The organism is Planktothrix sp. FACHB-1365, assembly GCF_014697575.1.
Lineage (GTDB): Bacteria > Cyanobacteriota > Cyanobacteriia > Cyanobacteriales > Microcoleaceae > Planktothrix.
This window is the reverse complement of sequence record NZ_JACJSC010000029.1, coordinates 57499-77512: the sequence shown is the minus strand read 5'-3', so window position 1 is coordinate 77512 and position 20014 is coordinate 57499. Positions and strand designations below refer to the sequence as shown.

17 protein-coding genes are annotated in these 20014 nt (G+C 39.0%); 7 read left to right on the top strand and 10 right to left on the bottom strand.

The features are described 5' to 3' along the window. Positions 1–65: 65 nt before the first annotated feature. Together H6G57_RS23490 and H6G57_RS23485 are read right to left on the bottom strand one after the other, a co-directional pair. Positions 66–419, bottom strand: a complete 354-nt coding sequence (locus H6G57_RS23490; RefSeq protein WP_190523048.1) for a GAF domain-containing protein — start codon at positions 417–419, stop codon at positions 66–68. Between the two features lie 3 nt (positions 420–422). Next, positions 423–1541, bottom strand: coding sequence for a YihY/virulence factor BrkB family protein (locus tag H6G57_RS23485; protein ID WP_242049071.1), 1119 nt, complete (start codon positions 1539–1541; stop codon positions 423–425). A gap of 114 nt (positions 1542–1655) precedes the next feature. Between H6G57_RS23485 and H6G57_RS23480 the strand changes: the two genes are divergently transcribed. Further along, positions 1656–2840: an aminotransferase class V-fold PLP-dependent enzyme gene (locus tag H6G57_RS23480; protein ID WP_190523046.1), complete on the top strand. Its 1185-nt coding sequence runs from the start codon at positions 1656–1658 to the stop codon at positions 2838–2840. Between the two features lie 88 nt (positions 2841–2928). On the opposite strand, the gene H6G57_RS23475 is transcribed toward H6G57_RS23480, so the two are convergent. The 5 genes from H6G57_RS23475 to mfd are packed head-to-tail and all read right to left on the bottom strand — an operon-like array spanning position 2929 to position 7444. Next, positions 2929–3156 (bottom strand): type II toxin-antitoxin system HicB family antitoxin, encoded by a 228-nt coding sequence (locus H6G57_RS23475; protein WP_190523044.1) that lies wholly within the window; start codon positions 3154–3156, stop codon positions 2929–2931. A gap of 16 nt (positions 3157–3172) precedes the next feature. Next, positions 3173–3403 (bottom strand): hypothetical protein, encoded by a 231-nt coding sequence (locus H6G57_RS23470; protein ID WP_190523042.1) that lies wholly within the window; start codon positions 3401–3403, stop codon positions 3173–3175. A 12-nt stretch (positions 3404–3415) separates the two neighbouring features. After that, positions 3416–3661 carry a DUF6737 family protein gene (locus tag H6G57_RS23465; RefSeq protein ID WP_190523040.1) on the bottom strand — a complete coding sequence of 82 codons (246 nt, stop codon included), beginning with the start codon at positions 3659–3661 and terminating at the stop codon, positions 3416–3418. 40 nt (positions 3662–3701) lie between these two features. After that, positions 3702–3899, bottom strand: coding sequence for a DUF2281 domain-containing protein (locus H6G57_RS23460; RefSeq protein WP_190523038.1), 198 nt, complete (start codon positions 3897–3899; stop codon positions 3702–3704). Positions 3900–3931: 32 nt separating this feature from the next. Next, positions 3932–7444: a transcription-repair coupling factor gene (mfd, locus tag H6G57_RS23455; RefSeq protein ID WP_190523036.1), complete on the bottom strand. Its 3513-nt coding sequence runs from the start codon at positions 7442–7444 to the stop codon at positions 3932–3934. Between the two features lie 241 nt (positions 7445–7685). Between mfd and H6G57_RS23450 the strand changes: the two genes are divergently transcribed. The 3 genes from H6G57_RS23450 to H6G57_RS23440 are packed head-to-tail and all read left to right on the top strand — an operon-like array spanning position 7686 to position 11377. Next, entirely contained in the window at positions 7686–9029 is a 1344-nt protein-coding gene (locus tag H6G57_RS23450) for a hemolysin family protein (RefSeq protein WP_190523034.1), read from the top strand. A 58-nt stretch (positions 9030–9087) separates the two neighbouring features. Further along, entirely contained in the window at positions 9088–10302 is a 1215-nt protein-coding gene (locus H6G57_RS23445) for a hypothetical protein (protein WP_190523033.1), read from the top strand. Between the two features lies 1 nt (position 10303). Further along, positions 10304–11377 (top strand): SGNH/GDSL hydrolase family protein, encoded by a 1074-nt coding sequence (locus H6G57_RS23440; protein ID WP_190523031.1) that lies wholly within the window; start codon positions 10304–10306, stop codon positions 11375–11377. Positions 11378–11503: 126 nt separating this feature from the next. Here H6G57_RS23440 and H6G57_RS23435 read toward each other — a convergent pair whose 3' ends face one another. The 3 genes from H6G57_RS23435 to H6G57_RS23425 all read right to left on the bottom strand — a co-directional run bounded on the left by H6G57_RS23435 (position 11504) and on the right by H6G57_RS23425 (position 16435). Continuing rightward, on the bottom strand, positions 11504–13984 hold the full coding sequence (locus tag H6G57_RS23435) for a S8 family peptidase (protein ID WP_190523029.1): 2481 nt from the start codon (positions 13982–13984) through the stop codon (positions 11504–11506). Between the two features lie 7 nt (positions 13985–13991). Further along, positions 13992–14990, bottom strand: a complete 999-nt coding sequence (locus tag H6G57_RS23430) for an AAA family ATPase (protein ID WP_190523027.1) — start codon at positions 14988–14990, stop codon at positions 13992–13994. 248 nt (positions 14991–15238) lie between these two features. After that, on the bottom strand, positions 15239–16435 hold the full coding sequence (locus H6G57_RS23425; protein WP_190523025.1) for a phosphoglycerate kinase: 1197 nt from the start codon (positions 16433–16435) through the stop codon (positions 15239–15241). A 165-nt stretch (positions 16436–16600) separates the two neighbouring features. Here H6G57_RS23425 and H6G57_RS23420 point away from each other — a divergent pair, with 165 nt between their 5' ends. From H6G57_RS23420 to H6G57_RS23410, 3 genes are all read left to right on the top strand, one after another. Continuing rightward, the gene (locus H6G57_RS23420; RefSeq protein ID WP_190523023.1) at positions 16601–17017 is read left to right on the top strand and encodes a universal stress protein; all 417 of its coding nucleotides are present in this window, start codon (positions 16601–16603) and stop codon (positions 17015–17017) included. Positions 17018–17113: 96 nt separating this feature from the next. Then, a complete protein-coding gene (ylqF, locus tag H6G57_RS23415) occupies positions 17114–17947 on the top strand; it encodes a ribosome biogenesis GTPase YlqF (protein WP_190523022.1) in 834 nt (277 codons plus the stop codon). Positions 17948–18252: 305 nt separating this feature from the next. Then, on the top strand, positions 18253–20001 hold the full coding sequence (locus H6G57_RS23410; RefSeq protein WP_190523020.1) for a serine/threonine-protein kinase: 1749 nt from the start codon (positions 18253–18255) through the stop codon (positions 19999–20001). The last annotated feature ends 13 nt before the right edge of the window (positions 20002–20014 follow it).

The window sequence follows — 20014 nt, the reverse complement described above, 5'->3', positions numbered from 1 at the left end:
TAGTTAAATAACGGTTAACTAGCTATACAATTTGATAGTAAAGCCTCGGAAGTTCATCAAAAATTTTAAACCCATTTCAATTTTTTAGAATTAGTGGGAAATTTGACTCCTATCTGCGGAATGTGGGTTGCTAAAGCACTCTTAATTCCCCAGGCTTGTGCAGTATCTTGGCGAACTCGAAGATCTCCCTTGGTATTTTCGACTAAAACAGGACATGAACCTTTAAACACTATTCCCGGTAAACCGGATGTCGCTGCATCTCCGCGTTTTCCCACAATATCTGCTGCATATTTTCCTACGGCTGCTGCATGATAAACTTGCTCACCAGAAGATTCTGCCAGCATAACAACAACCGTTTCAGCTTGCAGTAATTCTTGAACTTGTTCAGCAATGGTTTGTAATGTTAGAGCTTGATTCATTGCTTAAGAGTTAGTGTTCATGGCATCTCCCACAATAACATTAAGTTGAGCACCAATCAACATAATCAATGAACTGATTTGCAGCCAAAGTAATAAGACAACGAAACCGCCAATTGTGCCATAGGTAATATTAAAATTACCAAAATGGTAAACATACCAGCGAAATAAATTAGACACAAATGCCCAAAATACAGCCGCTAAAATCGCTCCCGGCATCAACGGAGTTCCGGGTTCTCGGTAACTGGGTGCATAACGATAAATAAACGCATAGTTTGTGGAAACAATTCCTAACGTTATCGGCCAGCGAAATTGTTTCCAGGTTTCTAATAAAGTTGATTCTAATAAACAACTTTGTACGGGAGGTTTGGTCATACAAATTGCCAAATCCTCTAAAGCACAATTACCAACCGTCTCAAGCATACAACTTTGCCGAGCCATTCCTTCAACAATAAAGTCACTAATTAAGACTAATGCTGATGCTGAAATTAATAATAATAGAGTACCTAATGCTAAAGCTAAGGCAATTAATTTATTTTTCCAAAAAGGTCGAAGATGATCCTTTTTAACGCGATGAATATGATTTAATGCGTCCATCGCTGCACCAATAACACCTGAAAAAATCCACAAAGAAACCAGAAAACTAAACGAGAGTAAACTAGAACTCGGCGTGAGGGATAATTGCTTAATGCCATTTCCAATTAAATCCTGTACCTCTTCCGGGACAATCTGACTCAGTAAGATTGCCATTTGATAGAGTTCAGTTTGTACTAATTGAAATGAACTAATGGCAATTAATAAAGCTAATACGGCTGGAAATAAAGCGAGGGTAGCATGATAAGCCATTTCCGCCGCAAAACCTGGTAATCGTTGTTCTAGGCTGGCTTGAATTAGCTGTTTGAAGGTTCTGCGATTCAAATACAGAAAAAAACAGCAAAAACGCATCATTCGCCGATGAATCCTTTTGAGTCCTTTGATTAGGATAGGAAACAAGGCAATTAATAGATCAGCGACGCAATCAGCACTGTCAGCAATCAGTTTTACTAAATGGGTGTGAACTGAACAAGGTTCCCACTTTACCCATTTGAGATGTCGCCAGAACCGGAAAAAGCTGGCCATTACCATTGACTTAAGGAAAGCATACTTTCTTCCTAATTTACAAGGATTCTGAAACAGTGGTTCAAAATAAATTAGCTCAAGATTGATTTAAGATTATTGTAGCTCTTAATATTATCGGACATGAAAGATAATCCTTCACAGACTAAACCTGAATATTCTGCTTTTCATCGCTATTGGATGTTTGATCCAGAGGTAACTTTTCTGAATCATGGTGCTTTTGGTGCTTGTCCGATTCCAATTTTAGACGCTCAATATCAATTTCGACAACAACTTGAACAGCAACCTTTTCATTTTTTTGTCCGAGAATATGAAACGTTACTGGATCAGGCTAGACAACAGTTAGCTGATTTTGTAGGGGCAAATTCTGAAGATTTGGTCTTTGTTCCGAATGCAACAACAGGGATCAATACGGTTTTGCGATCGCTTTCTTTTTCAGAACAAGATGAACTCCTCACCACCAATCATGAATATAATGCCTGTCGCAATGTCTTAGATTTTGTTGCAACTCGCACAGGAGCTAAAATTATTATAGCAGATATTCCTTTTTTTATCACTTCATCTCAACAAATTATTGAAGCAGTAATGGCAAAGGTTTCTCCTCGCACAAAATTAGTATTAATTGATCATATTACCAGTCAAACGGGGTTAATTTTTCCGATTCAAGAAATTATTCAAAAATTAAATCATTTAGGAATAGACACCCTAATCGATGGAGCCCATGCACCCGGAATGTTAGCTTTAAATTTACAAGAAATTGGAGCAACTTACTATACAGGAAATTGCCATAAATGGTTATCTGCACCCAAAGGAGCCGCGTTTTTAGCAGTACAACAAGATAAACAAGGGTTGATTCGTCCCCTTACTATTAGTCATGGAGCTAATTCTACCCGTAGCGATCGCTCTCGATTTTTATTAGAATTTGACTGGACAGGAACCCCTGATCCCAGTGCTTATTTATCGATTCCTAAAGCGATTGATTTTATGGGTTCTCTGTTACCCGGAGGATGGTCAGAATTAATCAAAACCAATCATAATTTAGCGGTAAATGCTCGAAAATTACTATCAGAAAAATTAGAAATTCCTTTACCTTGTCCTAATCATCTAATCGGTTCAATGGCGGTTTTACCATTAGGAAAAAGATGGCAAAGTTTCTCCGATTTGAATCAAAAACTTTGGCAAGAACATAAAATCGAAGTCCCAATTATGCCTTGGGATGATGACAATCAACCTTTAATCAGAATTTCTGCCCAAATTTATAATCATTTATCTCAATATGAATATTTAGCAGAAGTTTTATTAAATTGACTCAGGTTGCAGGTGTCACTTATTAGCCAATAACCTTTAAAACTCTTCACTTTTTTACACTCATGATGATATTCAAAGTTTTTAACCTTTAAGCTAACTGAAAAGTTTGCTCTATCATCTTAGGAATAGGTAAAGTTTTTCCGTCTGCTTCGTAATCTTCTATTAAAAGTTCTAACACTTCTTGAGCATTTTTTAATGCTTCTTCATAGGTTTCTCCGTGTGTATGAAATTGTTGAGTTGAAAATTCAGGAAGATGGACTAAATAACAATGATCTTCATCAGACCATAAAATAACAATTGTATAAGGCAGTTTCATGATTCTGAACCCTTAATTAACTGATAAAAAATAGTTGTTTAACAGATTGAGGTAACTGAATTACAACAAAGTAATCTGCTGGATAAAGATAATCTTCATTCGATTCATCAATAACACGAATCATTTGATGATGAGTTGCTTGTTCATCAGGAATAAATTGATAAATCTTTTTCACTTCTAAGGAAGCAGGATAATCTTGGTTATTAACACAGACCACAAAATATTGTTCTTGATCTTCTTGATTCATGGTTTTAATCACTTAATCTTTATTGCTTAAAGACTCCTGAGCATAAACCTCCGCCATTAACTTCGGCCATATCAATAGAAAAAATCCCATCCAAACTAATAGGGGAATAGCGACTAAAATCGTAATCCAAATAATATGGAATAGAAACCAACTTCCTAAAATTAAGGTGATTCCAGTTAATAGAATAGACCAAGGTTGACACCACCAAGGTTTATAATTCCAGGGGTTAAATGTTTGGGTTGAGTTTTGATCAATCATTGTATTTTTTAAATCCATATCAAAAATTATTGCTGAATCATTACAAATATTTCTGCCATGCTTCATCCTCCTCTGGCTGTAACCAATCTTTTTGTAAAGAAGATTCACTCACCAGACTCGTTTCTAACTTGTCTTGCTGATATTTAGCATTAAGAAATTGTAGAAAATCCCAAACTTCTTGTAAAATAAAATCGGGACTTTTTTCTACTTCCTGAATTAACAATTCTTTCATGTTCATAGTTTTTTAATCCTTCTGAAAATTGGAATAGTTTAAACAACAGAATTCTCCGGTAAAGCCGTTTGCATTTGAGCTAACCAACTCACCAAAGATTCTAACTGCTTATCGGCGCTGACGGCGGCTAATCCCCGAACAGTAACTTTACCTTTACTATACACAAATCGAGGATGTAAATGTTCTGATAAATTGGCTTTTAATAAATTCCAGGCGGGTTCCTCCATCGGAGTTTCTAATAAGATATGTTGTTGACCGTCGGGTTTAATGCGAGAAAAGCCTAATTTCTTGGCAATTTGTTTAAGTTCCATAATTCTAATTAATTGACGGGCTGGAGTCGGAATGGGGCCATAACGATCGCACCAATCTTCTTCAATTCGAGATAATTCATCTCGACTTTGACAAGCCGCCACTGACCGATAAGCACTAACTTTTTGATCTAAATCGGGGATATAATCAGAAGGAATAAAAGCGGTTAAACTTAAGTCAATTTGAGTATCATCAACCTGCGGGATTTCTTGACCTTTGACTTCTTGAATCGCTTCCTGTAACATTTCACTATAAAGATCAAACCCGACGACATCCATTTGACCGGATTGTTCCGCGCCTAAAATATCACCTGCACCCCGAATTTCTAAGTCTCGCATCGCTAATTGATAACCCGATCCTAACTGAGCAAATTCTTGAATCGCTCTTAATCTTTTACGAGCATCATCAGTTAAATTAACCCGTCCATCGGCGGTGGTGGGATAGAATAACCAAGCGTGAGCTTGTACTCCTGAACGTCCAACCCGACCTCTTAATTGATACAATTGAGCCAACCCAAAACGGTGAGCGTCTTCAACTAAAATGGTATTCACTCTAGGAATATCTAAGCCGGATTCAATAATCGTGGTACATACTAAAACATCTGCTTCCCCAGAACTAAAAGTTAACATAATCGATTCTAATTCAGAAGCATCAATTTGTCCGTGCGCGATCGCTAATCTCACCCCAGGAATCATCTCACGAATTTGGGCAGATTTTTCTTCAATTCCTTCAATTCTAGGCACAACATAAAACACCTGTCCCCCTCGATCTAATTCTTGACGAATAGCTGTTCTTACGGTTTCTAAATTTAACGGTGCTAAATGGGTTTGAATGGGACGACGGGAGGGCGGTGGAGTGGTAATTAAACTCATTTCTCGAATTCCCGATAATGCCATATATAACGTTCGAGGAATGGGAGTTGCAGTTAAGGTTAACACATCTACATGGGTTTTTAAGGTTTTAATTTTTTCCTTCTGATTCACTCCAAATCGTTGTTCTTCATCAACCACTAATAACCCTAAATCTTTAAAATGAACGCTTTTTCCGAGTAACGCTTGAGTTCCGACAATTACATCAATTTCCCCCGTTGCTAATCGTTTTAAAATCTCTTGTTTTTCCGATGTGGTGCGAAAACGATTGAGTAAGGCAACTTCAATGGGATAGGGGGCAAATCGTTCTTTTAAGGTATGATAATGTTGTTGAGTTAAAATTGTTGTCGGGGCTAATAATGCCACCTGTTTTCCAGCCGTAGCCGCTTTAAAAATAGCTCGAATTGCCACTTCGGTTTTGCCAAATCCCACATCTCCACAGACTAAACGATCCATCGGGCGATCGCTTTCCATATCCCGTTTAACGTCTTGGGTGGATTTAATTTGATCGGGAGTCGGTTGATAGGAAAAGGAGTCTTCGAGTTCCTGTTGCCAAGGCATATCCAGGGGGAACGCATAACCCGTTTGTTGGGCACGTTGGGCGTATAATTTTAATAAATCGACGGCTAATTTCTTTAAGGATTTTTTGACTTTTTCCTTGGTTTTTTCCCACGCTTGTCCGGTGAGTTTATTCAGTTGAGGAACTTTCCCCCCTGCACTTCTAAACCGTGATAAACTTCCGACTTGATCGGCGGCAACCCGTAAGGTTCCATCTTCATATTGTAACACTAAATATTCACGGGTTTCATTATTAATCACTAAGCTTTCTAATTTAATAAATTTTCCGACGCCATGTTGACGGTGAACCACAAAATCACCGGGTCTTAGTTTATTTAAGTCAACTTGTTTAGAGGTTGCCCGACGTCGTTTTCTAATATAACTGGGAGTGGCGAGGGAATGTTGCCCATAAAATTCTCGGTCAGTGATTAAAACTAATCGAAATGTCGGTAAAATAAAGCCTTCTAATTCTGCTAATCCCGTATATTTTAAAGCAACAGGAGTATTTTTAATTAAGTTATCAATAGCCGGATAATCACGGGGGTTAGGAATAAATTTAGACGGACAATCATGTTCAGATAACAGTGCAACGGATCGACTTGGTTGAGCAGAAACAAGAAAAATAGCAAAATGTCGTTGTCGTTCGTGACGAATGAGTTCAGCAAGTTTAGCAAATTGATGGGGGGTGGCAGGTACGGGACGGGAAGATAAATTTAAACTGGGAACATCGGTAATATTAATTAGAGTGGGTTGATAATCTGCTAATTCGGATAAATATAATTTGTCAAACCCTTCAATTTCTTGGAGAGAATCTGTAAACGAACGGTGAATTTTTGGCAGTTTTTGAGGTAAGGTTTGCCATTGTTCTTCAATATGTTCTAACCAGCGATCGCTATGGGCACAACATTGATCGAGTTCATCAATAACAATTAAAGTGGTATCCGTTAAATAATCTAATAAAGAAGCCGGTTTTTCAAAGGCTAACCCCAGTAATGGATGATAGGATTTTGGCGGTTTATAATTAGCATTATCCAGTTGAAATTCCGGTGTCGGAGTTGGGGGAACAACTTCTGTAATTAAGGTTTCTGCTTCCGGTAAATTCCCCTGAATCATGACATCAAAATTCGTCGGGGTAAGAATCAAACTTTCGATTTTATCTAACGATCTTTGGGTAGTCGGATCGAGTTCTCGAATTTGTTCTAATTCATCTCCAAACCATTCTAAACGCACGGGTAATTCAGACGCGACGGGAAAAATATCAACAATATCCCCGCGCCGACTCCATTGTCCTTCGGTTTCGACGGTGGCTACCCGTTCATAGCCTAATTTAGCCAACTGTTGATCCAGGGTTTTTCCTTCAAACGTCATCCCTCGATACAGCGTTAAACAATAAGGTTGAAAGACCTCAACGGGGGGTAAATGGGGTTGTAAACTGCGTTCTGTGGCGACCACCGCAACGGGAGAACCGGGGTTTTGGAGTCGTCCCGCTAAGTCGGCTAACACTTGCATTTGTCCCCAGGTCATTTCTTCAGAAGACACCGACTCGTAGGGGGACGCCTCGGACGTGGGGTAAAAGTGAACCGTTGTCCATCCCATAGCCTCTAGTTGCGCCGCCCAGCGTCCAGCTTCCTCTAAGGTGGCGGTAACAACCAATAAATTTAATCCCGACTCCTGGGCTAAAGTAGACGCGACTAACCCCTTGGGAAGCCGAGGAATACCGTTGAGATAGAGGGATTGAAATTTATTCAGTTTGTTGAGGAGTTCAGCCGTTAGAGGCGATCGTCCTAATGCACGCACGATAGAGGAAAATGTCATATAGAGGAGGGAACAGGGAACAGGGAACAGATCATAGCCCGGTGTACAGACGCGCCGTGGCGCGTCTCTACAACAGTCGTTCTCTTATTTTAAGGAATTCGAGAAGATTCGATCTCGAAAGAAGTTAGATTATTTTCCCCCCTAAACACAGATGACACAATCTGACCTTTGGGGTTTAGGATCGTCACATTGAGATGTGATCGGTTATTCTAATCTTTTATTGTCCTATCCTCACCCTAAAATGTCATCTGTGTTCCAAGAAATTTTGATTGTTGTTCTGCTGATTTTCGCCAATGGTATTTTTGCGATGTCCGAAATGGCGATTGTTTCTTCCCGTAAAGTGCGGTTACAACAGTTAGCCAATCAAGGCAATAAAAAAGCAAAAGTCGCTTTAGAATTAGCAAACTCTCCGAATCGTTTCCTCTCAACGGTGCAAGTAGGAATTACCTTAATTGGAATTTTAGCAGGTGCCTTTGGAGGGGCGGCAATTTCGGCTCGATTAGATACCCAACTCAAGCAAATTCCAATTTTAGCACCCTACAGCAATGCCATTAGTTTTACCGTTGTCGTTATTACGATTACCTATTTATCATTAATTGTAGGGGAATTAGTTCCTAAACGGTTGGCTCTGAATTCTCCTGAATTAATAGCAACAACCGTTTCTATTCCTATGCGTTGGTTATCTCGCGTCAGTTCCCCTATTGTTCATTTGTTGAGTGCGTCTACAGAATTAATTGTTCGGTTTTTAGGCAGTCATACCTCGACAGATCCAGAAGTCACCGAAGAAGAAATTAAAATTCTAATTGAACAAGGAACAAAATCAGGAATTGTTGAGGAAGCTGAACAAAATATTGTCGGACGGGTGTTTGAATTAGGCGATCGCCAAGTGCGAACTTTAATGACGCCTCGCCCGGAGATTTTTTGGATTGATATTGATGATCCAGTTGAAGAAAATCGTCAAAGTATTTCCGAAAGTTCTTATACTCGGATTTTGGTTTGTCAAGAAGATTTAGATCATGTTGTCGGGTTTATTAAAGTCACGGATTTATTAACCCAATCTTTATCGGGTCAACCCTTAGATTTAACGGCTAATTTACGTCGTCCGTTATTTGTACCGGAAACTACATCGGTTTTAAAAATTTTAGAATTATTTAAACAGGGAGAAACCCATTTTGCGTTGGTGGTCGATGAATATGGGGTGATTCAAGGCTTAGTTACGTTAAATGATATTTTAATGGAGTTAGTCGGGGATATTCCGTCTTGGGAAAATCCCGAAGAACCCCAGAAAGTTCAACGAGAAGATGGGTCTTGGTTGTTGGATGGAATGTTACCCGTTGAGGAATTTTTGGAGTTATTCAATTTAGAACATTTATTAGAAGAATCAGAAGGAAATTATCACACCGTAGCCGGTTTTGTCATTACCCATTTAGGGCGTATTCCAACGGCGGCGGATCATTTTGAATGGCAAAATCTTCGGATTGAAGTTATGGATATGGATGGAAACCGAGTCGATAAAGTGTTAATTGTCCCTTTACCTGACCCTGAAAATTACCCCGCTTCTGCTCTTGAACCCGAAGAAGGTTAAACGTTATAAACTGGGTTTAGGATGTTTGCGATCGCTCATTTCCATTTCCTTTTGATTCATGTTTAAAAAGTTCTCCCAATTGCGTTTAAAATCCCTCCGCCAAAGCTTACTATTGTTATTTTGTTGGACAATCTTACCCTTATTTTTAGTAGAAGTGTTAATGATTGTCCTTGAACCTTATTTATCTCAAGGACTATATCAATATGATCCAGATTTAGGGTTTAAAATTCGTCCCTATGCGAATGGTAATAATCAATTTGGCTTTAATGATCGAGATTATCCCCTACAAAAACAACCCGGAAACTATCGAATTTTAATTCTGAGTGATTCTTTTAACTGGGCGGGAGGACAAGACGGAAATTATACGGCGTTATTAGAAAAAAAATTTGAACGCTATTATCAAAAACCTAATGTTGAAGTGATTAATGCAGGATACCCCGGAACCCATACGGGAGAACAGTTAGCGTTATTAAAAAAATATGCTTTACAATATCATCCTGATTTAGTCGTTTTAGGGTTTTTTGTCGGAAATGATTTTATTGATGCTGACCCTAACCGTAAACGGATTATTGTTAATGATATTTATATTGATATTGATAAACGCAAAGAATTAAAAATCTTGGGTTATCCCATTATTAATCAATCTCGTTTCCTCCTGTTTCTTCAACAAAAATATAAAGTTTTTCAAGAAGCATCCAAAGCCAAACAACAATCTGTTATTCCATCTTTCTCTCCCTATCAATTTCAATTCGTTTCTAATTCATCTCCCCCAGAAAAATCTCCGGGTATTTTATCCTTAGAAACCTTTCTGGATACGGAAAAAACTCGCTTAGACTTTTGTAAACGCAAAGATTTGCAAAATGGAACCTGGAATGATAATATTAACTATATTTTCCAAAGCATTGATGAAATGAACAAGCTGTTAAAACAGCAAAATATTCAATTTATCGTTGCCATTTATCCCGATGAATTTCAAGTCAACCCTCAGTTATTAAATCAACTCACCCAAAAATATGAATTAAATTTAAAAAATTATGATCCCATCTGTATGCAAAATCTTCTGATTCCTTATCTTAAAACACAACAAATTGCTTATCTTGATTTCTTACCGCAATTTCAAGCGGAACAAAAACAGCGTCCTTTATATCTGTTACAGGAACCTCACTGGAATACAGCCGGAAATCAACTTGCTGCGAATATCCTATTTAATCAGTTATTAGAAAAAACTCAACAATTTTTTAAACGTTTACCTCCTTCCTCGGAAAAAATTTAAAATGCAAAAACTTAAACTCAAAGCTTTTAGTAAAATTCTCGGACAAACCGCCTTAATTGCCTTAATTACCTTTGTAATGTCCGAAATAACCTTAAGAATTTATAATAAAATTAATCCCAGTTTTGTGTTTTATGATTCCTCCTATAATCGGTTTCGCGGAAAACCTAACGCCCCCGACTATGACTTTAAGTTAAATTCCCAAGGTTTTAAAGACGTTGAATTTACCGTTGAAAAACCTGCGGGAATTTATCGAATTTTAGGGATAGGAGATTCCTTTGCTTATGGTGTTGTTCCCTATCAATATAATTATTTGACGCTTTTAGAGGAAAAATTAAACCAGTCCGGTCAAAAAACAGAAGTGATTAATATGGGAATACCCGGAATGGGGCCAAGGGATTATTTATCAATTTTAGTCAATGAAGGATTAAAACTCAACCCAGATCGAGTGATTGTATTTTTCTATATTGGTAATGATTTTTTAGATAATTATATGACCGCTAACCTGAGAACTGAGGAAAAATCCTATGTGATTGCTTTAATTAAATCTTTGATTAAGATTCAAAGTAATTATAAAGGTAAAGTTCTGAACCCAACAACGGTTAAATATAATGATAATATACCCACATTTAATGATGAAAAATATCTCCAAGATACTGTAAATAAAAGTAATATGTTTGTGAGAAACCCTGCTGACGGTATTTTTAAAAGCTTTGTAGAGGATGCAGTTCAAGATTTACTTAAAATTAAACAAATTTGTGATTCTCAAAAGATCCCTTTAACGGTTGTGATCATTCCTGATGAAGTTCAAGTCAATTCCCAACTTCAAAAACAAGTCAAACAAGTGTTTGATCCTAAGAATGAGAATTTATTAGACTTTGAACTCCCCAACCGAATGTTAACAGAACAATTACAACAAGCTAATATTGATTATTTGGATTTATTACCTTATTTTAAGGCTGCTTCTCAACAAACCCGCCTCTATAAACCCAATGATACCCACTGGAATATCTCTGGAAATCGTTTAGCGGCTGAATTGATTACTCAGCATCTTACCTCAAAAAACAACCAACCTTAGAAAGATATCGTAGTAGCTTATCATGCACCCCATGTCCGACAAGATAAAGAATTTGCTGGGCTGTAAAGTAATGATTTTTCTTAACTTTCCATCAATAAATTAGTTGAATAGATTCCGTATAAGTTTTTAAGCATAGATCTCAATAGACGTACTCACTAAATTTGAAACGGGAGTGTAAATGTCAACTTCAACTCCTGGAACTCGAACTGAAATAATGAGTGAATAGGGAGCCATCTCATTGTAGCGCTCTAAATATTTTTTCTCTTTCCACCATCCCCCCACTGGATATATAGCGATCGCATCTTTCCGAGCTAATTCAACAGCAGTACCATGCCAAATATCAGAATGTATCGAACCTCCATCTCTGGTATTTGGCCCAAGAAACCAATTCTTGTCTTCAGGACTACTTGAGCTTTTCTTGTTTTCCTCTTCATTTCGGACAGCTTCATTAATTCGCCATTGAAACTCATCATCAGTTTCTAAAGAGTCTTTGACCTTGAAGCGCAAACCGTGGGAAGGATAACGGTGACGATATGCCCAGCCACGCTCCCCTGGATTGGGTTCAATAAAGTAAGATAAAGTAATCTTTAATTCTACATTTGCCTCTCCTAACTTTTCTAGTTCTTCACTTGGCCAAGGTAACTTATGAAGCTTCATTTCCTTAGTTTTAATGTTGCTTTTTCCTAAACAAAATGATTGGAGTTCGTCTTCAATGATTAGGGTTAAATCATTACTAGCACTTTGAAGAGCACGGCTTAAATCAGGAACTCCATAACCATAGCGCCTCAAAAGCGAACCTCTAGCAGTTTTAGAAGATGCACCCTGAAAGTGATTCTGCATTGCTGGAGTCCATTCCGCCGAGTGGACAATTAGTGCGCGTACTGTTTCTGGACGATAGTTAGGATGTTCTGACATAATGCGTGTCGCCATATAACTAGCGAGAGCAGTTGCACAACTTGTATCGCTCATGTGATCAAACATTCTTATATTCGGGCGGTAGTGAGTTGTTAGTAGACAAAGATCGTTAATAGTCTCTGCTGGGTTTTGACCATCAAACGCCATATTTCCACCTTCAAAAACTACATCAGGACGAATCGGCCATTGAGTATCCCATGCAACCGAAGTACGGCTACGAGGAGAAAGATCGCCTCCATGTGCTAAGGGTTGCCAACCCCTATAGTTAGGGTCAAGAATATTAATTTTTTCAGTATATGCACCTACAATTAGAGCATTCCAAGCCTGCCCAGGATTTTCTATGGTTTCAATATCATTAATATTGAGGTAATTATCTGAAAAGATATCTTGAAAAATATTACCTGCGGAAATAATCATCAGTCGTCGGAATTCACCATCATTGAAGCATAGCTGATCCACTGCTGCTGACCAAGATGAGGGTGTTCCTCTATTTTTAGAGTCTATAGGACTCGTTACCGCCATACAAAAAACTCGACGGCGATCTGGAGCTTGAATTTCAGGTAAAAAAACACCCTGTTCTGTGATTGCACCGTAAAGCTCAGGTTGATTTTGTCCAGTATTGGGAAGAATTTTCACTGATTCAATTCGGTGTAGAAGTTTCACTTCTTCGGATGTTGCTAACAGATCGATGAGTGAATCAGAATACAAACATAAACCAGCCATTGCTGTACCATGACCACGCCAATAAGGACTATCATTAACACCCCAAGACGGTTCGACGGTGTGCCGATCATCTGAAGCAAGCCCTAATGAAAGTAGCTGGTGAGTTATATTGACCCCACTATCTAATAAACAGATTGATACTGCGTGTTTCCCTGGTTCAAGTAGTCGTTTTTCTAGGTCATTAACCCATTGCTCTTGTTCTAAAGATGGCATTTCAAGAAACATTGATGGCGTATCTTTGGCAATGCGTAATTCTGCTACTGCATCAGAATTATGGATGACTCGTGCCATTGCTTCCATATCAGACATGGCTAAAACAATCTCACGCTCTGGGAAAGAAAGTGCATGAGGTTTTGTCGGAATTTCCAGCTTTCCAGTAATCTCTTTAAATTCCTTTTGTTTACCTTTTCGGAGCCAAACTTCCCACCAAACCTCTCGCCCATCTTCTGGAAATAGAGCCGGATCATCCGTGAATAGTGATTTGATTGTCCCAATTTCAACAGTTTCTAACCGGGATACAAGCGCATCATTTTTGGGCTTGTCGTTCTTTGTATTTTTATCTCGATATTCTTCTACTTTTTTCAAGAAGTAATTAGAGGCTGATGCTGGGATGAAGACTGTTGCCATAACCATATCTTCTTCCCCTGGTATTTTCTTGACTGCTACCAATTCAATCTTTTTTGTCTGGTTTTCTAAAGATTTTAAAGCAATCGTTTCGTCAGCTTTAATATAAAATTCTAGGTAAAAGCCTGGTACTCCAGTAGCCAGTCCAGGATCACGAGAGGTTAGTAGTTGATTAGCGTTCTGAATGGCTCTGCCGATCACTTGCTCTAAGTAACTAGCATGAGTTATCCTATTACGGTTAGGAGGAGGATTAGATCCACCACCTTGCCTTGGTCGTGTATAATTTTCACTTTTGCCCTTTTCAGGGAAATAGATGTGAGGAAACTCGCGTGATTGCTTGGACATAGTTTAACTAGGCTTTAGTTAATGGTCGAAGGTTAATGTTACGTCGTTCTAAAATAGTCGAAACCAAATTTTCTTTATCAATTTTCTCAGTATTTAATAATACAGCTTGTTTTGCCGATTCATCCGCAGCGCGAACAATTTCAGCTAGACTCAAGTTTTGTGCTGCATTCAAAATCTCTGACCAGTCATTCCATTGAATATCAAACAATAGGAGCCGTGTCTTTAAAACACGACAAATCATTTCTTCTGTGGGAAGCGTATATTCAATGACATCATCAAATCTTCGGAAAAGAGCTTCATCTAATAAATTTTGGTGATTGGTTGCTGCCACTATTAAACTGTCGCTTTGATCATTTTCTATAAACAGCAAAAATGAATTTAATACCCGACGAATTTCGCCAACATCATTGGCACTGTTGCGGTGCGTTCCAATAGCATCAAATTCATCAAAAAAATAAACACCTCTTGTAAGTGACATCGCATCAAAAATTAATTTAAGTCGGTTGGCAGTTTCTCCCATAAACTTACCAATAAGACTACTGTAGATAGCGGTCAAAAGCGGAAGTTGTAACTCACCAGCTAAAGCAGCAGCAGTCATTGTTTTACCAGATCCAGGAGGGCCTACCAAAAGAATTTTGCGACGTGGAGATAGGTTATAATCTTGCAGACGACTTCGTTGTTTCTGTTCTGTAAGAATACGCTTAAGTTTGAATTCCAGATCAGATGAGAGTACCATGTCAAGGAGCTTTGTCTCTGGATAACGTGCTGAGAGTAAATTAGCTAGTTCACCTTTTGGCTGAACTAAAGGTACTGCACCAGTTTTCCGCTCTATTGCAGAGCCACGGGTTTTAGCTTCATCAATTAAATCACGAATTTCTTGAGCAAGCTTCCCGTGCCCCTGCCTTGCTTCATGTGCTGCAATTTGAAGGGCGGCAGAATAAAACTGCTGCTCTTCACCTTCTATGTGGCTTTTTAGAAGTGCTATGATTTGACGAGCAGTAGACATAAATAGCCATCCCATGCTGGTAAATCAACCAGTATATTATCTAAAATTATAGCTTAATTCTTCTGAAATTTTATATCGAATTATATCGAAATCATCTTAAGTCGGTATTATCCTACTGCCGATCAAAAATTTAACCTTAAATGAAGAATAAAAAATCTTGTAATGCACTAGCAAAATTATAATCACAAAAAATAGTAGGGGAATGACACCGCCATATCCCCTACAGTTCGGATTAAATGATCCTAAAATTACTTGTCATTTAACGCTGCAATTCCGGGTAATACTTTCCCTTCTAACAGTTCTAAACTCGCACCGCCTCCGGTGGAAATATGGCTCATTTGTTCGCCTAAACTTAACTGTTCAACAGCCGCAACGGAATCACCGCCACCGATAATGGTAATCGTGCCTGTTTTGGTTAAATCTGCTAAAGTTAAAGCGATCGCTTTAGTTCCCGCCGCGAATTTCTCAAACTCAAAAACCCCCATAGGGCCGTTCCAAATCACGGTTTTGCAGTCGCCTAAAGCTTCTTGGAAGACTTTAATTGAATCAGGGCCAATATCTAACCCCATCCAACCATCAGGAATATCATTAATGCTAACGGTTTTTGCTTCTGCATCAGGGGCAAATTTATCTGCAACAATCACATCGGTCGGTAATAGGAACGCTACGCCTTTTTCTTTGGCTTTGGCTTCTAAAGCACGAGCTAAATCCAGTTTATCTTCTTCCACCAAAGAGTTACCCACATTTAAACCGCGAGCTTTATAGAAGGTGAAAATCATCCCACCGCCTAACAGTAATTTATCGCATTTATCTAAAAGGGCTTCAATGACACCAATTTTAGAAGACACTTTAGAACCGCCAACAATAGCAGCTAAAGGACGTTTAGGGTCTTCAATTGCACCTTGTAAAAACTGGAGTTCTTTTTCAATTAAATAACCCGCCACAGAAGGCAAATAATGGGTTACGCCTTCAGTCGAAGCATGGGCACGGTGGGCAGTTCCAAAGGCATCATTAACGTAGAAATCGGCAACAGAAGCTAATTTTTTAGCAAATTCAGGATCATTTTTTTCTTCTTCGGGATAGAAACGGACATTTTCTAAGACAGTGACATCCCCATTTTCCATGGTAGCAACGACTTGGGCGACTTCATCCCCAATGCAATCGTCACATTTCTTAACAGGTTTGCCTAACAATTCCGATAACCGTTCTGCCACAGGGGTTAAACGCATGGAGTCGTCTATTCCTTTGGGACGACCAAAGTGGCTGGTTAAAATAACTTTAGCACCTTTGGAGGTTAAATCTTGGATTGTCGGCAGAGCAGCGCGAATCCGTGTATCATCGGTAATTGAACCATTATCAAGGGGAACATTAAAATCAACGCGGACTAATACTCGTTTCCCAGATAAATCTGATGCTGATAAATCTGCTACAGTTTTTTTTGACACAGGATTATCCTCCTAGGATGTGTTCTTGTCTTAATCAGATTAAATTTAGGTGGCATTGGTCAGGTTTCGGACAGTTTGATACTGTCTGTCAACCCAATGAGGTCTACCACTCAATCGTTCACCGTAAACATTCTACCGAAGTCCGCGTCTCGGAGATGCGCGATTATGTTTAAAACTGTTTTATTTGCTGTTGACCAAAGCCGTGAAGCCCACGAAGCGGCTGTCATTGTGACCAACCTTGTCAAAACTTATGGGTCTAGTCTCTATGTTCTGGCGGTTGTAGAACCGGATGCTGAAGTTGTAGAGGCTCCCCCCCATGATGAACAAATGACATCCCCGGAAGCAGTGGCGGGCTTACTCGAACAAGCTCAAGCGTTGTTTTCTAAGGAGGGCATTCAGGTTCAAACCCTAGAACGACAAGGGAAACCAGCCTTCACGATTTGTGATGTTGCTGATGAAATCGATGCTAATTTAATCGTCATCGGCAGTCGGGGCACTGGTCTGACTGAAGAAGGTGCCGCCGATAGCGTCACTAACCGCGTGATTAACTTGTCTCCCTGTCCGGTTCTGGTTGTCCCCTAACAAGGTATTGACTCTTAACTGTAACCAAGCAAGAACGCTCCCCTTCCCCTTATCTCCCCGTCTCCTTGTCTCCCCTTCCCCCTGCCCTAAACCCCTATGTCTATCCAATGGTATCCCGGTCATATTGCTAAAGCGGAACGCACCCTCACCGAACAACTGAAACGGGTGGATGTGGTGTTGGAGGTACGAGATGCTCGGATACCTTTGGCGACCCATCATCCCCAAGTTCCCCAGTGGGTGGGGAGTAAAACCAAAGTCTTAGTGATTAACCGCATGGATATGATTCCTTCTCATATTCAGAAACAGTGGGAAGAGTGGTTTCAACAACGGGGGGAAACGGCATATTTTACCAATGCTCAGTTGGGGAATGGGGTGGAAGCGGTCGCAAAAGCTGCCCAATTAGCGGGGGTGCAGATGAATGAAAGACGGGCTTCACGGGGAATGTTACCCCGTCCGGTGCGGGCTGTGGTGATTGGGTTTCCTAATGTGGGAAAATCGGCGTTAATTAATCGGTTATTGAAGCGCCGGGTTGTGGACAGTGCCCGACGGGCGGGGGTAACTCGTCAGTTAAGATGGGTGAGAATTTCTGAGACTCTGGAATTATTGGATGCTCCGGGGGTAATTCCGACTCAAATTAAGAAACAAGAGGATGCGTTAAAATTAGCCATCTGTGAAGATATTGGGGAAGCGGCTTATGAAAATCAACAAGTCGCTGTGGCATTAATAGAATTCTTACAAGATTTGAATTTACAACATTTATTAGCCGCCCGGTATCAATTGGAATTTAATGCCCTAAGCGGAGATATTTATTTACAAGAATTAGCAGAACATCGACATAAAGGGGATACCGAACGTACTGCTCGTCAAATGTTAAATGATTTTCGCAAGGGATTATTAGGAAATATTGCCTTAGAATTACCCCCTAATTAATCATAGGGATGGGTTCAAGATTTTAGCAAAAAACAGGATATAAAATGGGTTGTCACACAGTCTACAACCCATTTTTGATTGGGGTTAGGATGTTGTTTAAAAAACAGGGTGTCTTCTAAAAAAAACACATTGCGAGATCAGTTCTCATATATAATCTTGCTTTTATATCATTGATTTTGAGATTTAAACTCTATTATGATTACTAAATATTGACTTTTAAATCAAACTTGATTTTTTTTTTCAACACTGATAAAATATGACCATCTATTCATCAAGCCCTCAATCAATAAAAATTTGAGCGAATTATGAACGGGCGAATCTTAAAGAATCGTTACCAGATTGTCAGAGAACTGGGAACGGGTGGACAGGGGATAACCTACCTGACAAAAGATACTCAACTCTCAGGAAAACCAGATTGTGTGGTCAAACAACTGAGACCTGCTGATCCCAAAACTCTCGACTTAGCTAGGCGTTTATTTGAACAGGAAATTAATGCTCTGGGGCGCTTGGGGGATCATCCCCAGATTCCTCGTTTGTTAGATCACTTTGAAGAAGGGGATCAATTTTACCTCGTCCAACAGTATATTGAAGGTGATCCCCTTAATCAATACATCGTACCGGGTCAACCTTGGTCAGAAAATCAAGTGAATGGAATGCTGCGAGAGCTATTACCAATTCTTGATTTTATTCACAGCAGAGGTGTGATTCATCGGGATATTAAACCTAACAATATTATTCGCCGAAAATACGATCAAAAATTAGTATTAATTGACTTTGGTTCCATCAAGCAAGTAACTTCTCCTGAATTGATTGTCACTCAACAAAATCAAGTTAGAACTACTGTTATTGTTGGAACAGAAGGTTATATGCCACCGCAACAAAAACAAGGCAATGTGTCTCCATCTTCTGACTTATATGCACTAGGAATGATTGGCATAGAAGCTGCTACGGGAATCAGGGCGAATGACTTACAAATGCAATATTCTGATCCCCAAACAGGTGAGATTATCTGGAAGCGTTTCGCACCCCAAATTAGTGACTATCTAGCAAATATCCTCAGTAAAATGATAGCTTATATCCCGGGTAATCGCTATCAATCTGCAAAAGATATACAAAAAGAGTTAGGTATTGTTATTGATAATCCTAGTCAATGGAAATGCGTACAAACGATAATAGGACATAGAACCAGTGTTAATGATCTAGTTCTGACTTCAAATAGTCAGCAGTTCGCCAGTGCTAGTGATGATAATACAATTAAGTTATGGGAAGTAGCGAGTGGTAAATTAATTCGCACATTTACTATTGTTCCAGGATTTATGAAGCCTGATTCAACTTATTACAAGTGTGTTAAAATCACTCCAGAGGCTAATATTTTGATCAGTGGTAGCTTAGATAATAAACTGAGATTATGGCATCTACACCAAGGCAATTTGATTGCTACGATTAATGCTCATAAAGACTGTATTAACTGTATAGATCTTCATCATGATGGTCAAACTCTAGTTAGTGGAAGTCGAGATAAAACGATTAAAGTTTGGCATTTAGGAACTCGCGGTCTACTCAGAAATTTGCTAGGTCATACTAACTCGGTTACGGCTGTTGTTATAGCACCTGACGGTCAGACAGTTATTAGTGGTGGTCTTGACAATACTGTGAAAATTTGGAGTTTGGCTAATGGAAAATTACGATTCAATTGTACTGGACATTTAGATAGTGTGTGGACGCTCGCTATTTCTCCTAATGGTAAGACGGTTGCTAGTGGGAGTAATGATGGCACAATTAAACTATGGAATCTGGAAACAGGCAATTTATTAAAAACTTTGACCATAAATATTAAGGTAAATAGTATTGCGATCGCACCGGATAATGTTACGTTAATTGCAGGTTTGAGAGACGGTAACATTAAACTCTTTAATTTACAGACTGGAGGAGAAATTTTTACTGCTTCTGAGCATTCAAAATCAGTAAATTCTGTAGCTTTCAGTCACAATCAACAAACGATCATTAGTGGTTGTGGTGATGGCATGATAAAAATTTGGCAACCTATATCTTAGTTCATATTACCTT